Here is a 15,831-nt window from a genome sequence, read left to right on the forward strand (position 1 = left end):
ACGTCACCGTGGATGGCCGTTAGCCATCACCCTTCCCTATGGAGTCCGGACTTTCCTCCCCCTCAATAAAGAGGCGGCGATTGCCCAATTGACTCTGCGACTGCAGTCTAACGCAGTCGCAGAAATTTATCTTAAAAACGCAATACGGGGAATCAGGATTGGCTTAAGCCAAAGTCCAAGCAATCGTCTCACCAGCGCGAAGCGGCACAATCGTGGCATCACCCAAAGGAAGTTCCGCTGGAATGCTTTGCGCTTGCTTTACCAAGGTAATTTTCTGGGTATTGCGTGGCAAGGAATAAAAATCTGGGCCAAAGAAACTGGCAAAGCCCTCAAGCTTATCTAGCTTAGCAACACTCTCAAATGCCTCAGCATACAAACCAAGCGCATTGAATGCGCTGTAGCAACCAGCACAACCACAAGCAGCCTCTTTGGCGCCCTTAGCATGGGGGGCACTATCAGTACCTAAGAAAAATCTAGGGCTGCCACTGGTTGCTGCTTCTAGCAAAGCAACACGATGCTCTTCACGCTTGAGAACTGGTAAACAATAATTGTGCGGACGAATCCCGCCAGCAAAAATCGCATTGCGATTCATCAACAAGTGTTGCGGAGTGATAGTGGCAGCTAAACTATTTTTTCCACTAGTTTGCGCATCACGCACATAGTGTGCAGCCTGCTTAGTAGTGATATGTTCGAACACAATCTTGAGTTCAGGAAAATCTTTGCGCAAAGGTTCTAGCACGTGATCAATAAATACCGCCTCGCGATCAAAGATATCAATCTCAAAGCTAGTCACCTCACCATGCACTAACAATGGCATGCCAACAGATTGCATCGCTTCGAGCGCAGCATAGCAACGCTTGATATCACTCACTCCAGCATCGCTATTGGTAGTAGCGCCAGCAGGATAAAGCTTGAATCCGACAATACCAGCAGCTTTTGCTTTGCGCACTTCATCTGCCGAAGTGTTATCGGTGAGATACAAAGTCATTAATGGAGTAAAGCTAGTCACGCCCAGAGATTGAAGATTTGCTTCAATCCGCTCTCGATAGGCATTTGCTAAATCAACTGTAGTCACTGGTGGCTTCAAGTTTGGCATGATGATGGCGCGCGCAAATTGACTCGCAGTATCTGCCAATACATCTTTCATGACTTCACCATCACGAATATGCAGATGCCAATCATCTGGCTGAATCAGTTGAATTTGTGTTGAGCTATTAGTCATAATTATTTATCAAGCAAGATGATGCGGAAATCATTCACATTCGTCAGTGTAGGGCCAGTTTCCACCAAAGCATCTAATTGCGCAAAAAAACCATAGCAATCGTGCTGCTCTAGGTACTGTGAAAGGATCAAGCCTTGCTTATTGGCAGCCTGGCGAATCTCGGGGGTAAACCACGCACCGGCATTCCTTTCATTGCCATCGATACCATCGGTATCTGCAGCCAAAGCGGAAATATTGAGTAAGTCTGTCGAGGCCGCAAAAAGTGACAGTAAATATTCGCTACAGCGACCACCGCGACCTTTTATTCCATTAGGAATGGTGACAGTACACTCACCACCCGAGATGAAGGCAATGGGTTTACTAGTCTTAGCCAGCAGATGCTGACGTGCTAAGGCTGCCTGCTCGATACCCACATCCCGAGCCTCACCAGTAATGGTGTCACCCAAAATCACTGGCTCGTAACCTTGTGTACGAACACAATCAGCCGCGGCCTCAAGACTCTTATAAGCAGTAGCAATCACATGATTGTTTACTAGAGTATTTTGTAAATCAGCTTCCTTTAGGGTCTCTGGAACCTCACCAGCAACACCGCACTGCAAGTGAGATAAAACAGATCTCGGAATAGAGTCTGGACCCAAATCATGTTTAGTCAAAATATTCAGAGCATCTTGATAAGTCGAATAATCTGGGGCACAAGGTCCACTGGCAATATCTGCAGGAGCATCTCCCGTAACATCAGAAATCAGCAAAGCCTCAACTCGTGCACCTCGTGCAATCGCCAGTCTTGCTAAATTGCCACCCAGAATTGCTGACAAATGTTTACGTACGACATTCATCTCTTCAATCGGCGCGCCAGAACGCAAGAGTGCTTCAGTCGTCTTACGCATATCGTCAATGCTGATGCCGGCTTGAGGAAAGGTGAGCAAACTAGACCCGCCCCCTGAAATCAACGCAATCAGAATATCGCCTTGATTCAACTCACTTACTAGGCGGTAGATTTCTTTGGCGCCATCCATGCCTGCTTGATCTGGCACAGGGTGGCCCGCTTCAATAATTTGGATATCACTGGTTGGAGAGTGGTGCCCGTATCGGGTCAACACTACACCCTCAAAAATTGCATTAGGCCAATGGCTCTTTGCATAAGACTCTAATGCAGTTGCCATAGACGCACTCGCCTTGCCTGCACCCACCACTAAACACCTGCCACTAGGCTCTGAACCTGGTGGAAAGATCTTGCTGAGATATTCAGGGATGATTTTCTTTGGGTCAGCAACTGCTAATGCGGCAGCAAAGGCATTTTTGAGAATGGTTTCTTGCTTGCTCATACAGATATTCTAATCAAGAGTACTTCGCTCTTGCATCTGCCACATCTCAGTATATCGACCATTGGCAGACAGTAACTCAGCATGTGTTCCACGCTCAATAATCTGGCCACGATCCATTACTAAGATTTGATCCGCATGAACAATGGTAGAAAGTCTGTGGGCAATGATCAAAGTTGTACGGTTTTTCGCGAGGCCAAGTAGTTCCTCCTGAAAGGCTCGCTCCGTTTTGGAGTCAAGCGCCGATGTTGCCTCATCAAAAATGAGCATCGCTGGCTTTTTAAGCAAAGTGCGCGCAATCGCCACACGTTGCTTCTCGCCACCTGACAACTTCAAGCCACGCTCACCTACTTGGGTGTCATAACCATCTGGAAGATGTTTGATAAAACGATCGATCTGCGCAGCTCTAGCAGCCTCATGCACTTCTTCAATCGACGCATTGGGATTGCCATATGCAATGTTGTAACCAATCGTGTCATTAAACAGCACTGTATCTTGTGGAACGATGCCAATCGCCTTACGCAAGCTGGATTGAGTGACATCCACAATATTTTGATCATCAATCAAAATTTTTCCGGATTGAACGTCATAAAAACGAAACAGCAAACGAGCCAAAGTGCTCTTACCCGCACCGCTCTGACCCACCACTGCAGTAATCGTTCCCGCCGGGATTTTAAAACTCACGTCTTTCAGAATCTCACGCTTAGCATCGTAATGAAAAGAGACATTCTCAAAACGAACATCAGGTCCACGACCTTGATTGCTAATAATTAAAGACTTCGCATTAGGCGCATCAGCAATCTCCTTCTCCGTATTGAGGAGCGAGAACATACGGTCCATATCGGTCAGAGCCTGCTTAATCTCGCGATAGATCACCCCTAAGAAATTCAATGGAATATACAACTGAATCATCAGGGTATTAACCAAAACTAAATCACCCAAGGTCATGGATCCATCAATCACACCTAAGGTCGCACGCCAAAGTATGAGAACTAAACCGACCGCAATAATAGTTTGCTGCCCAAAATTCAGAACCGCTAAGGATTTCTGGGATTTAACGGCAGCAGCTTGATAGCGCACCAAATTTTGGTCGTAGCGACTGGCTTCAAAAGCCTCATTACTAAAATACTTTACGGTTTCAAAATTGAGGAGGGAGTCAATCGCCTTCTGATTGGCCTTGGAATCCATGTCATTCATGGTGCGGCGGAAATGGGTGCGCCATTCAGTCACTACCACTGTGAAAACTATATAAAGGACTAAGGCAACCAGTGTAATAGCAGCAAACCAAATATCGTATGCATAAGCTAAGAATCCAAGCACCAAACAAAATTCAATGAGGGTTGGCAGGATGCTGTACAGGGAATAGGAAATTAGCGACTGAATACCACGGGTACCGCGCTCAATGTCTCTACTAACTCCGCCGGTCTGACGAGCCAAATGAAAACTCAGCGCTAAAGAATGTAAATGTTCAAAAACTTGAAGGGCTACTTTACGCACCGCATTTTGGGTGACGCGCGCAAAAAGGGATTCACGCAACTCAGTAAAAATTGAGGCAGAGATTCTTAAAAGGCCATAGGCCAGTATCAATCCAGCGGGGACTACTAACAAGACCTGTGGAGAATCTGCCTTGATATTGAGAGTATCAATTAATTGCTTCATCAAAATCGGAATACCGAGGTTGGTAACCTTAGCAGCCACTAAGCATGTCAGAGCAATCGCTACCCTAATCTTATATTCCAGTAGATAGGGAAGTAAATCGCGAATGACCTTCCAATCACTACCCTGTGAAGGATTGGAAGCCGCTGCCGAATGGTGATGCCCTGATGAATGTCTCATCGCTCTATCTTAGTCACTTCTGCACTAAGGCGCAGAGAACAATTGCAGAATGGCCTCACCATTGCTGGGAGAAAAACATTGAGTAGCAGCCTCTGCAAATGGCAGCCATTGATAAGCGACATGCTCCCTAGGAGCTAATTGGACCTGAGTAACATCTGGCACCAGCAGTGAAAACCAATTCTCGGTATTTCTAGTCACCCCAGGGGCATAGCGAAGACGCCACTGTGGATAAATCTCGTACTCGATTTGATGGTGCATATCTTGCAAAGAGTTTGCCGGTAGTGATTTGACATCGATGCCAGTTTCTTCAAGCACCTCACGTGCAGCAGCCACATTGAGATCTTCATCAAGAGAATCCACGCTACCTGTCACAGATTGCCAGAAGTTGGTTTTATCAGCCCGCTCTATTAGCAAGACCTCCCCATTCGATTTGTAAATAACAACTAAAACCGAAATGGGGATTTTCAAGATACTTTAAATACTTTCTTACTTAAGCGGCTGGAGTAGCTTGGCGCAAGCGGATATGCAGTTCTTTTAGCTGACGCTCATCTACTGGGCTAGGAGCCTGAGTGAGCAAGCACTGTGCACGTTGCGTTTTAGGGAAGGCGATCACATCACGAATAGACTCAGCACCAGTCATCATGGTGACGATACGATCCAAACCAAACGCAATACCACCATGCGGAGGCGCGCCATATTGCAGGGCATCTAATAAGAATCCAAACTTAGCCTGCGCTTCTTCAGCACCAATCTTCAATGCACGGAATACTTGACTCTGAACCACCTCTTGGTGAATACGGACTGATCCGCCACCAATCTCACTACCATTTAAAACCATGTCATAGGCTTTAGCTAAGCACTTACCTGGATTCGACTCAAGATACTGCATGTGTTCATCTTTAGGGCTTGTGAACGGATGGTGACATGCAACCCAACGGGCGTTGTCTTCATCGTACTCAAACATTGGGAAATCCACTACCCATAATGGCTTCCAAGCTTCGGTGGAAAGACCATGCTCTTTACCCCAAGCGGAGTGGCCAATCTTCAGGCGCAAACCACCGATAGCATCATTGACTACTTTTTCTTTATCAGCACCGAAGAAAATAATGTCCCCATCTTTAGCGCCAGTGCGCTTCAAGATGCCTTCAATAGCAGCATCATGCAAGTTCTTCACGATTGGTGATTGCAAGCCGTTACGACCTTCGGCAACTGAGTTCACTTTGATCCATGCTAAACCTTTGGCACCATAAATCGCCACAAATTGTGTGTAATCATCAATTTCACTACGACTAATCTCAGCACCACCAGGTACGCACAAACCAACTACGCGGCCACCCTCTTGGTTTGCTGCACCAGAGAACACTTTGAAATCGACATCCTTCATTAAGTCAGTCAATTCAGTAAATTCAAAATTCACACGCAGGTCTGGCTTGTCTGAACCAAAGCGCGCCATACCTTCTGAATAAGGCATTGTTGGGAATGGGTTTGGCAACTCGACATTCATCGTGGTTTTGAAAATATGACGGATCATGTTTTCAAATAACTCACGAATTTCTAATTCATCTAAGAAGGCTGTTTCACAGTCGATCTGAGTAAATTCAGGCTGACGATCAGCACGCAAATCTTCATCACGGAAACACTTGGTAATTTGGTAGTAACGATCAAAGCCAGCCACCATCAGTAACTGTTTAAACAACTGAGGAGACTGTGGCAAAGCAAAGAACTGGCCATCATGAACGCGTGAAGGAACTAAATAGTCGCGAGCACCTTCAGGAGTGCTCTTAGTCAACATGGGTGTTTCAATATCGATGAAGCCTGCAGCATCTAAGTAGCGACGGCATTCCATGGCCACGTTGTAACGCAAGCGCAAATTCTTTTGCATTTGCGGGCGACGCAAATCCAGAACGCGATGGGTTAAGCGAGTGGTCTCAGATAAATTCTCATCTTCCAATTGGAATGGAGGCGTAATCGACGCATTCAAAATAACCAGGCTATGGCAAAGCACTTCAATCTTGCCGCTGACCAAATCATTGTTCTCAGTACCAGCTGGACGCGCACGCACCAAACCTTTAATCTGAATACAAAACTCATTACGAACCTGCTCAGCCAATGCAAACATCTCTGGGCGATCTGGATCGCACACTACTTGCACAAAACCTTGATGATCACGTAGGTCAATAAAAATCACGCCACCGTGGTCACGGCGACGATTCACCCAACCCGAGAGAGTAATTTCTTGACCAATAAGTGATTCAGTTACCTGACCGCAGGTATGGCTTCGCATCGACATAACAATTTCCTATAAATCAAAGATGATGGTTTGACCTAATAGCGGTCAAACCAGTTGAACTAGTTGGGGGAACCGATCCCATTGAAACAATATGCTTGAGCGCCTCTTCAACACTCATCTCCAATTCAATGGTGTGCGCACGTGGGACGATCATAAAAAATCCAGAAGTTGGATTTGGCGTGGTTGGTAGAAATACGTTGACGTAGTCCTCACCCAGCTTCGCAGCAACTTCTATTGCTGGCATGCCAGTCTGAAATGCAATCGCCCAAGAATCTGCATGGGGATAGCGAATTAATAATGCTTTGCTAAAAGCTTGTCCGCTTCCAGAAAATAAGGTCGAAGATACTTGCTGCACACTGGAATAAATGGATCGAACGATTGGAATGCGGTTCATAAACCGATTCCACACCTTCATCCACCACTGACCTGCAAAACTGATTGCAAGTAGCCCAGTAATCATGATGACTGAAACAACAATCAGAATACCTACACCCGGCAATTCACGGAAATGCTGCAAATCACCAGCAAACTGATTGGGGAATACAGCAATAATGGCGTGCATTACAGAGCCAAAAACACCGTCAAGCAAGCCAAGACCCCATGCAATCACCCAAATGGTGATTGACATCGGTGCCCACACCAGAATGCCTGCGATAAAGTATTTTTTCATGTGCCTATGCTTGCGCTTTGCCTAACCTGGCATTTTAGCGGTTTAAGCGCTGGTAGGCGACAGACTAGTAAAGACCGAGGCCGATTATCAGAATCCCAGCCAAAAAGCCCCCTGCAAACAGCAGAGCACCCACCAAAAGGCGATGCGTGCGTCTTTCCTGCAATAAAAGGCCTTTTAAGACCTCTAATTCAAGATTTTGATCCTTTTGTGGAGCGCGCCCTTGAGCCAAACTCTCTGCAATTAGGCGGGGTAAGGTTGGCAATATCTGCGCCCAGCTAGGAGCTTCAGTCTTAATACCATCGACCAAAGCCCTCCAGCCCAACTGCTGACTGATCCATTTTTCTAAAATTGGCTTGGCAGTTTTCCAGAGATCTAGATCTGGATCGAGCTGACGAGCAAGCCCCTCAACATTCAACAAAGTCTTCTGAAGCAAAGTGAGTTGCGGCTGAATTTCCACCTTAAAGCGGCGTGAAGTTTGGAATAAACGCATTAATACAATACCCAGGGAGATCTCTTTTAGAGGGCGATCAAAGTAAGGCTCACAAACAGATCGAACCGCACCTTCAAGTTCCTCAACTCGCGTATTAGCAGGAACCCAACCAGACTCGATATGCAGTTCAGCAACACGACGGTAATCGCGATTAAAGAAAGCCAGGAAATTTAATGCCAGATAACTTTTATCAGACTGACTCAATGCACCAACAATACCGAAATCCAAAGAGATAAATCGGCCAAATGTTTCTGGCTCAAGACTGATCATAATGTTGCCAGGATGCATGTCCGCATGAAAGAACCCATGCTCAAATACTTGGGTAAAGAATATTTCTACTCCATCTGCAGCAAGCTTTTTGAAGTCAACACCAGCAGCACGCAATTCCGCAGTGCGCCCAATCGAAATGCCATCCATCTTTTCCATCACGATGACATTGGTATGACACAAATCCCAATACATCTCAGGAATCATTAATTTTTTAGAGTCTACAAAATAGCGGCGTAACTGACTTGCATTTGCTGCCTCACGCATGAGATCCAATTCATCATGTAAGTGAGTATCAAATTCAGCAACGTTTTCACGCGGCTTTAAGCGGCGTCCGTCCTCAGACAATCTCTCAATAATTTTTGCCAGGTCGTACAGCAAAGCAAGATCACCATCAATGATTGGCAAAATACCTGGGCGCAAAACTTTGACTGCGACTGGGCGACCTTCCCACTCTGGATGCTTCTGGGTCCCACGCAATAAAGCAAAGTGTACTTGGGCTACAGAGGCACTGGCTACGGGGGTTGCATCGAAACTGATAAAGACTTCTTCGATTGACTGCCCCAGCGCCTGCTCAATCAATCGACAGGATTCATCATTTGAAAATGGCGGAACCTGGTCTTGTAACTTCGCTAATTCATTAGAAATATCTTCTGGCAATAAATCACGTCGAGTAGAAAGTACTTGTCCGAATTTCACAAAGATTGGACCCAGCGCTTCTAGTGTTAAACGAATACGCTCACCCCTAGGTAAAGACTGGCCTGGAGAGGTCCAACAAATGACGGTCAACACACTGCGACGAATACCGGGCTTTAAAATATCGCGTAGCAATGGCAACATGCCGTAGCGCCATGCGGTGAAGAAAATAAAAGATAGACGAGCTAGACGACGCACAATGAATTAACCTTTTCGCTCTAAAAGTTGGATGCGTTTTTCTATACGATCAACCGAATCACGCAATGCGCTCAACTCATTCTTACGAATTAAAAAATCTCGTTTATTCAACAGTACTTTTCTTTCTTCACTGACGTACTCAATGACATTTTCAAGTAGATCAGTAGCTGCCGATCTTCCAGCAGAAACCCATTTCTTACCTTGGCGCACCGCAAAATTAGCAGGCGCATCTCCAATGAAACGCGCTAGATCCTCTTCATACTCCCAGCGAATTTGGCCCGCTAGGCGACCCAATAATTGCGCCAAGTCAGCATCACCAGTAATTCTGACTGACTTCATTGCCTGCTCTCGCAAATTACCCGGACCGCCAGCTAAAGTACTTAGTACCTCAGGAGAGACTTCCAACTCAAGAGTTGGAGCATTAATATTGGTTACGGCAACCAAAGAACCCTCGGACGCTATCTCAAAACACATGTTACCGATTGGCAAGCCTAGCAAAATCACTTTGCCAGCATGACGAGCCAATTCTGCCATAGCCCATGGCTCTGCCCGAAGGACATGATTGATTCCTCGACAAGCAGCTGAGGCTGCAATAGGGTGAGTGACAGGAGAAGCGGTGGTCATAAGTGTAAAAAACCCGCACAAGTGCGGGCTTTCAGTGGAAAGTACCTCAAGCTTAAACTAACTGAGAAATACCCGCCAGTACCCAGCCCCCCGGACCGTTTACCGGCTTGCTTAGGTTCCAAATTTCAGAGAAGTTATTTGCCTGTGCGCCTGCTTGCTCACGAATCATGCCTGTGAACTGCACGCTACAGTAATAAACATTGTCAGTTGTCTCAATGCCAAGCAGTTGCGCATTGAGCGTAACCACGTCAGTTTGATTGGAACTATCAGCGCGACCAGATAAGTCTTGTTCGATAGTCGCAAACATCTCTGGCGTTGTGTATTCACGCAGGGCAGATAAATCGCCCTGATCCCAAGCCTTTTGAAGGGTTGAGAAATATTGCTTCGCGTTATCCAAGAATGCATATTCATCAAATCCTGGCGGCAACGTTGATTGCAAGGGTGCAGGCTCAGCAGCAACACCGCCAAATGCATTTGCAGCTGGTGTAAATGCAGGCTCCTGTCTAGGGGCTTGATCCATATTGGCGCGCTGCATTCCTTGCGAGGTGACTTGAGGACCTTTGTTGGCGCCAGATAAGGCAGGCATCATTCTTCTCATCACAAACATGATGCCAAAGCCTGCTAAAACAGCAATCAACAATCCAGTAATTAATGAGGATGCTGCTTCACCCAAACCAAAATGAGATAAGAGATAACCAATGCCCAGTCCAGCAGCAAGACCGCCTAGGATTCCACCCATACCGCCAAAACGACTAGGTGTTGGCGCTTTAGGGGCTGCTGCCGGTGTAGCTGGTTGCGCCTGTTGAGTTGGCTTTTGTACAGGAGCAGCTTGTTTTTGCATTGGCGCACTTGGTGCCTTACCAATACTTCTACCACCGCCTAAACGGGCAGCATCAGCATGACCAACAGTGGCAAATATTAAGCTAACACTTAATAAAACTGCTTTGAAAAAATGCTTATTCATCTTTTTATCTCCTATGGAACCACTTTAATTCTGGACTGCTAGAAACTACAAATTCACTAGTATTTAATACCAATATGAAGAGCAACAATACCACCAGTCATTCTATGGGTATCCACTTCATCAAAACCGACCCCCAACATGATTTCCTTGAGGGTTTGCGCATCTGGATGCATACGAATGGATTCAGCTAAATAACGGTAGCTCTCGGAATCTTTGGCAATTTTTTCACCTAACCAGGGCAATACCTTGAATGAGTAAGTGTCATAAACCGGTTGTAAAAATGCATCCGGCTTAGAGAACTCCAACACCAACACTCGACCACCTGGCTTAATCACACGCAACATCTCTTTTAAGGCAACATCTTTGTGAGTCATATTGCGCAGACCAAATGCCACCGTCACGACATCAAAGTGATTTGCAGGAAAGGGAATTTTTTCTGCATCAAACTGAACGCAGGGCAAAGCCAAGCCTTGATCTAGTAGGCGGTCACGACCAACACCCAACATGGATGCGTTAATGTCACTTAACCATACTTGAGCTTCCGAGTTATGACCCCAAGCAGCTGCACGCGCAAAGGCAGCAGCCAAGTCACCCGTACCACCGGCAATATCTAATACTTTTTGGCCGGGGCGAACTTGAGCGCGAGCAATGGTCACCTTCTTCCACAAGCGATGGAGGCCAAATGACATCAAGTCATTCATGACATCATATTTGCTAGCTACAGAATGAAATACCTCTGCGACCTTACCTGCTTTTTCTGCTTCATCAACGCTTTGGTATCCAAAGTGAGTCTTACTCATATTCTTCGCTTTATCTAATTGAATGCTCAATGACTACCGCAGGCTTTACCGCCAGCAACACTCATTGGAGCATCGCGGTCTAGGCCAGCAGCAGCCAATTTATCCAAATGCTCTTTCCACAAGGCTTCGTGGTTCTCGCATAAAAATTGTAGGTAATCCCAAGAGTACAAACCAGAATCATGCCCATCCGAGAAAGAAGGCTTTAGTGCGTAATGGCCTACCGGCTCAATATTAGCGATGAGCACCTCACGCTTGCCGGTTTGTAAGGTCTCTTGCCCAGGGCCATGACCCTGGACTTCAGCAGAAGGAGATACCACTCTTAAGAATTCAAAAGGTAGGCGGTAGGTATTGCCATTCTCATAAGCGAGTTCCAAAACTTTTGACTGCTGATGTACTACAACATTAGTTGGAATCATTAAACCAATACCCTCTCGATACCACCTTGATTTGCCTTAGCTACATAGTCTTGCATCCAATCAGGGCCCAATAATTTTTGCGCCATTTCAACCACGATGTAATCTGCAGTCGTATCACTATCAGCATCAAATCGAGTAAGGCCTTGCAGGCAGGATGGGCAACTTGTTAGCACTTTGACATCGCCAGTGAAATCATCTTTACGTAATTCATTGGCAGCCTTCTCCATTTCAATCTGCTTGCGGAAGCGGATTTGCGTAGAAATGTCAGGTCGCGATACCGCAAGAGTTCCCGCCTCACCGCAGCAACGATCATTCTTCTGAATAGCTTGACCATCTTCTAATTGAATGAGCTCATTCACCGTCTTGAGTGGATCTTGCAACTTCATTGGAGAGTGGCATGGATCGTGGTACATGTATTTCACGCCAGTCACATTTGAAAGCTTGACGCCCTTCTCAAGTAAATACTCATGAATATCCACAATACGGCAGCCTGGGAAAATCTGCTCAAACTGATAACCCGCTAACTGGTCATAGCAAGTACCGCATGAAACTACGACAGTTTTGATATCCAAGTAATTCAGTGTATTGGCAACGCGATGAAAGAGAACGCGATTGTCTGTAATCATCTTCTCCGCTTTATCAAAGTCACCATTACCGCGCTGTGGGTAACCACAACATAAGTAGCCCGGCGGCAATACGGTCTGTACACCCACATTCCACAGCATTGCTTGCGTAGCTAAGCCTACCTGCGAGAACAAACGCTCAGAGCCGCAACCCGGGAAATAAAATACTGCCTCTGTATCGGCAGAGGTTGTTTTTGGATCCCGAATAATTGGAACATAATCCGCGTCTTCAATATCCAAAAGTGCACGCGCAGTTTTCTTCGGTAAGTTGCCAGGCATCTTCTTATTAACAAAAAAGATGACCTGCTCTTTTATGGTCGGCTTAGTGACGGTTGCAGGAGGGTGCGCAGTTTGCTTGCGTGCCAACTTACGGAACACATCATTACCCAAGCGCTGAAGCTTATAACCCCAACCAATCATGGTCTTACGAGCCAACTTGATTGTGTCTGGATCGGTAGCATTCAAGAAGAGCATGGATGCTGCTGTTCCAGGATTAAAGCGCTGCTGACCCATCTTGCGCAACAAGTTACGCATGTTCATGGTGACATCACCAAAATCAATTTTGACTGGGCATGGCGTCAAACACTTGTGACATACAGTGCAATGTGCTGCGACGTCATCAAACATTTCCCAATGACGAATCGATACACCACGACGCGTTTGCTCTTCGTATAAGAAGGCTTCTATCAGCAACGAGGTTGCCAAAATTTTGTCACGCGGGCTATAAAGCAAATTAGCGCGAGGCACATGTGTAGAGCAGACCGGCTTGCACTTACCGCAACGTAAACAATCTTTCACGCTATCCGCAATCGCACCGATATCACTCTGCTGCATGATGAGGGACTCATGACCCATCAAGCCAAAGCTCGGGGTGTAAGCAATGCTGAGATCCGCATGCGGCATTAATTTGCCCTTATTGAAGCGGCCCTCAGGATCTACGCGCATTTTGTAAGCACGGAAATCTTTGAGCTCTTCCTCAGTCAAATATTCAAGCTTCGTAATACCAATGCCATGCTCACCAGAAATAACACCATCTAGTGAGCGAGCTAATTTCATAATCCGGTCGACTGCACGATGTGCATCTTGCAACATCTCGTAATCATCTGAATTCACTGGAATATTGGTATGCACATTACCGTCACCAGCATGCATATGCAGCGCTACAAACACACGCTTACGTAAGATATTTTTATGGATCGCTTCTAGCTCATTGATGATGGGCTCGAATGCTAGGCCGCCAAAAATGATTCTGAGCTCAGCACGAACTTCCGTCTTCCATGAAGCTCTCAAACTGTAATTCTGCAGATCCGGGAAATACGTATCCATCCGCGTAAGCCAGTCTGACCAACGCGCCCGTACCTTAGTAATCAGCTCTAGCGCTTGCTGGACACGATCACCTAAGATTTCAGCACTAGGGATCTCATAGTCTTCGTCATTCTTACCAAGCGGCAACGCGCTCTTTGTCAAAAATACTTCGAGGCCATCTAAAACTTGTAATTTGTTTTTAAGAGAGAGTTCGATATTGATACGCTCAATACCTTCGGTGTACTCACCCATACGCGGCAATGGAATGACTACGTCTTCATTAATCTTAAAAGCATTGGTATGTCGAGCAATTGCAGCAGTACGAGCACGATCTAACCAAAACTTCTTGCGCGCCTCAGCGCTAACCGCTACAAAGCCTTCGCCTACACGATTGTTGGCCATACGGACAACTTCACTGGTCGCAGCGGCTACGGCCTCTTCATCATCACCAGCGATATCCCCAATCAACACCATCTTTGGCAAAGCATTACGTTTGGACTTAGTGGAATAACCAACTGCCCTCAAATAGCGATCATCCAAATGCTCTAAACCAGCAAGGATTGGTCCACCATTCTTGCTCAAGCCATCAAGGTAAGCTTTGATTTCTACAATGCTTGGAATGGCCTCTTGCGCTTGGCCAAAAAACTCCAGGCAAACCGTGCGCATGAATTTAGGCATGCGATGCAAAATCCAAGTAGCGCTCGTAATTAATCCATCGCAACCTTCTTTTTGAACGCCAGGTAAGCCTGATAAAAACTTATCAGTCACATCCTTACCCAAGCCCTCTTTACGGAAGCTCTTACCTTCCACTTCCAAGGTTTCTGTTTTGAGAATGCGTTCGCCTGGCTCACTCAAGCCATCAGACCAAGTCAGTTGAAATAGTACTTTTTCTACAACGTGAATTTTTCCAAGATTGTGATCGAGACGTTCGACATCAAGCCAATTACCCTCTGGATCGACCATGCGCCAGCTGGCTAAGTTATCGAGTGCAGTGCCCCACAAGACCGCCTTCTTACCACCAGCGTTCATGGCAATATTGCCACCAATACAACTTGCATCAGCTGAAGTAGGGTCGACTGCAAAGACCAACCCAGCACGCTCTGCAGCATCTGAAACTCTCCGGGTTACAACACCAGCGCCGGTAAAGATCGTAGATACTTCATGATCAACACCCGGCAAACGTTTGAGCTGGACGGCATCGATTTGCTCAAGCTTCTCAGTATTAATTACTGCTGACATAGCGTAGAGAGGAATTGCGCCACCGGTATAACCCGTGCCACCTCCACGCGGAATAATAGTTAAGCCTAATTCAACACAAGCCTTAACCAGGCCGGGAATCTCAGATTCGTAATCCGGCTTAAGAACAACCAGCGGAAACTCAACACGCCAGTCCGTAGCATCAGTCACATGTGCCGCACGTGAGACGCCATCAAAACAAATATTGTCAGCAGCAGTAATGCGACCAAGTTCCTTACGGGCGCGCTTACGAATTTCTGCAACCACTTTAAAGCCCTGTTCGAAACTTTCAACCGCGCGATGTGCAGCTTCTAATAAAACCTGAACCTGTTCAGCAGATTCGCCGCTAGATCTCTTCTTCACTTCGCCAAGACGGTGCCATAAAGCGTCAATTAACAATTGACGGCGATTAGCGCTATCCAATAAGTCATCTTGCAAGAAGGGATTACGTTGAACAACCCAGATATCACCCAAAACCTCGAACAACATGCGAGCTGATCGGCCAGTACGGCGAACGCCACGTAAGTCATTCAGAACGCGCCAGGACTCCTCACCCAACAGGCGAATAACGATTTCACGATCGGAAAAGGAGGTGTAGTTGTAGGGAATTTCGCGAAGGCGGGGTGAACCCGCTTCGGCATCCAACAACTGGTTCAAAGCTAATGGAGCGTTCATAGCGTCATATTTGATAAATATGCATTTTAATTGAGGGATCTTGATATTGGCAGGAAACCAAGAAAGATGTTGATCTAAGGCGATAAACCCTTGCAAATCTAAGGGCTTAGAGCCCATTCATGGTACGCTCATCGCATGGCAACGAACTATTTAAAGAAAATTTTATCGGCCCGAGTCTACGATGTGGCCAGGGAAAC

At 46.3% G+C, this 15,831-nt stretch carries 12 protein-coding genes; all 12 read right to left on the minus strand.

The genetic code is table 11. The features are described from left to right. Positions 1 to 163: 163 nt before the first annotated feature. The 12 genes from pyrC to B7X71_RS05050 all read right to left on the minus strand — a co-directional run bounded on the left by pyrC (position 164) and on the right by B7X71_RS05050 (position 15,634). Positions 164 to 1,222, minus strand: a complete 1,059-nt coding sequence (pyrC, locus tag B7X71_RS04995) for a dihydroorotase (protein ID WP_293597702.1) — start codon at positions 1,220 to 1,222, stop codon at positions 164 to 166. A gap of 2 nt (positions 1,223 to 1,224) precedes the next feature. Then, the gene (locus B7X71_RS05000) at positions 1,225 to 2,547 is read right to left on the minus strand and encodes a glycerate kinase (RefSeq protein ID WP_293597703.1); all 1,323 of its coding nucleotides are present in this window, start codon (positions 2,545 to 2,547) and stop codon (positions 1,225 to 1,227) included. 9 nt (positions 2,548 to 2,556) lie between these two features. After that, positions 2,557 to 4,380: an ABC transporter ATP-binding protein/permease gene (locus B7X71_RS05005; RefSeq protein WP_293597704.1), complete on the minus strand. Its 1,824-nt coding sequence runs from the start codon at positions 4,378 to 4,380 to the stop codon at positions 2,557 to 2,559. A gap of 24 nt (positions 4,381 to 4,404) precedes the next feature. After that, positions 4,405 to 4,848: a dihydroneopterin triphosphate diphosphatase gene (nudB, locus tag B7X71_RS05010; RefSeq protein ID WP_293597705.1), complete on the minus strand. Its 444-nt coding sequence runs from the start codon at positions 4,846 to 4,848 to the stop codon at positions 4,405 to 4,407. 22 nt (positions 4,849 to 4,870) lie between these two features. After that, positions 4,871 to 6,670 (minus strand): aspartate--tRNA ligase, encoded by a 1,800-nt coding sequence (aspS, locus tag B7X71_RS05015; RefSeq protein ID WP_293597706.1) that lies wholly within the window; start codon positions 6,668 to 6,670, stop codon positions 4,871 to 4,873. Between the two features lie 16 nt (positions 6,671 to 6,686). Further along, on the minus strand, positions 6,687 to 7,340 hold the full coding sequence (locus B7X71_RS05020; protein WP_293597707.1) for a DUF502 domain-containing protein: 654 nt from the start codon (positions 7,338 to 7,340) through the stop codon (positions 6,687 to 6,689). Positions 7,341 to 7,404: 64 nt separating this feature from the next. Continuing rightward, on the minus strand, positions 7,405 to 8,991 hold the full coding sequence (ubiB, locus tag B7X71_RS05025; RefSeq protein WP_293597708.1) for a ubiquinone biosynthesis regulatory protein kinase UbiB: 1,587 nt from the start codon (positions 8,989 to 8,991) through the stop codon (positions 7,405 to 7,407). A gap of 6 nt (positions 8,992 to 8,997) precedes the next feature. Next, on the minus strand, positions 8,998 to 9,615 hold the full coding sequence (locus B7X71_RS05030; RefSeq protein ID WP_293597709.1) for an SCP2 sterol-binding domain-containing protein: 618 nt from the start codon (positions 9,613 to 9,615) through the stop codon (positions 8,998 to 9,000). 52 nt (positions 9,616 to 9,667) lie between these two features. Beyond that, positions 9,668 to 10,579, minus strand: coding sequence for a Tim44-like domain-containing protein (locus B7X71_RS05035; protein ID WP_293597710.1), 912 nt, complete (start codon positions 10,577 to 10,579; stop codon positions 9,668 to 9,670). A gap of 56 nt (positions 10,580 to 10,635) precedes the next feature. Continuing rightward, the gene (ubiE, locus tag B7X71_RS05040) at positions 10,636 to 11,379 is read right to left on the minus strand and encodes a bifunctional demethylmenaquinone methyltransferase/2-methoxy-6-polyprenyl-1,4-benzoquinol methylase UbiE (RefSeq protein WP_293597711.1); all 744 of its coding nucleotides are present in this window, start codon (positions 11,377 to 11,379) and stop codon (positions 10,636 to 10,638) included. Positions 11,380 to 11,405: 26 nt separating this feature from the next. After that, positions 11,406 to 11,795: a DUF971 domain-containing protein gene (locus tag B7X71_RS05045; protein WP_293597712.1), complete on the minus strand. Its 390-nt coding sequence runs from the start codon at positions 11,793 to 11,795 to the stop codon at positions 11,406 to 11,408. Beyond that, positions 11,795 to 15,634 carry an FAD/FMN-binding oxidoreductase gene (locus B7X71_RS05050; protein ID WP_293597713.1) on the minus strand — a complete coding sequence of 1,280 codons (3,840 nt, stop codon included), beginning with the start codon at positions 15,632 to 15,634 and terminating at the stop codon, positions 11,795 to 11,797. Before B7X71_RS05050 ends, B7X71_RS05045 begins: the two co-directional genes overlap by 1 nt. Positions 15,635 to 15,831: the final 197 nt, after the last annotated feature.

Source organism: Polynucleobacter sp. 39-46-10, assembly GCF_002282275.1.

Coding starts and splice junctions, on each gene's coding strand:
- pyrC (WP_293597702.1), bottom strand. CDS start 1,222: ATGACTAATAGCTCAACACAAATTCAACTGATTCAGCCAGATGATTGG.
- B7X71_RS05000 (WP_293597703.1), bottom strand. CDS start 2,547: ATGAGCAAGCAAGAAACCATTCTCAAAAATGCCTTTGCTGCCGCATTA.
- B7X71_RS05005 (WP_293597704.1), bottom strand. CDS start 4,380: ATGAGACATTCATCAGGGCATCACCATTCGGCAGCGGCTTCCAATCCT.
- aspS (WP_293597706.1), bottom strand. CDS start 6,670: ATGTCGATGCGAAGCCATACCTGCGGTCAGGTAACTGAATCACTTATT.
- B7X71_RS05020 (WP_293597707.1), bottom strand. CDS start 7,340: ATGAAAAAATACTTTATCGCAGGCATTCTGGTGTGGGCACCGATGTCA.
- B7X71_RS05030 (WP_293597709.1), bottom strand. CDS start 9,615: ATGACCACCGCTTCTCCTGTCACTCACCCTATTGCAGCCTCAGCTGCT.
- B7X71_RS05035 (WP_293597710.1), bottom strand. CDS start 10,579: ATGAATAAGCATTTTTTCAAAGCAGTTTTATTAAGTGTTAGCTTAATA.
- ubiE (WP_293597711.1), bottom strand. CDS start 11,379: ATGAGTAAGACTCACTTTGGATACCAAAGCGTTGATGAAGCAGAAAAA.
- B7X71_RS05045 (WP_293597712.1), bottom strand. CDS start 11,795: ATGATTCCAACTAATGTTGTAGTACATCAGCAGTCAAAAGTTTTGGAA.
- B7X71_RS05050 (WP_293597713.1), bottom strand. CDS start 15,634: ATGAACGCTCCATTAGCTTTGAACCAGTTGTTGGATGCCGAAGCGGGT.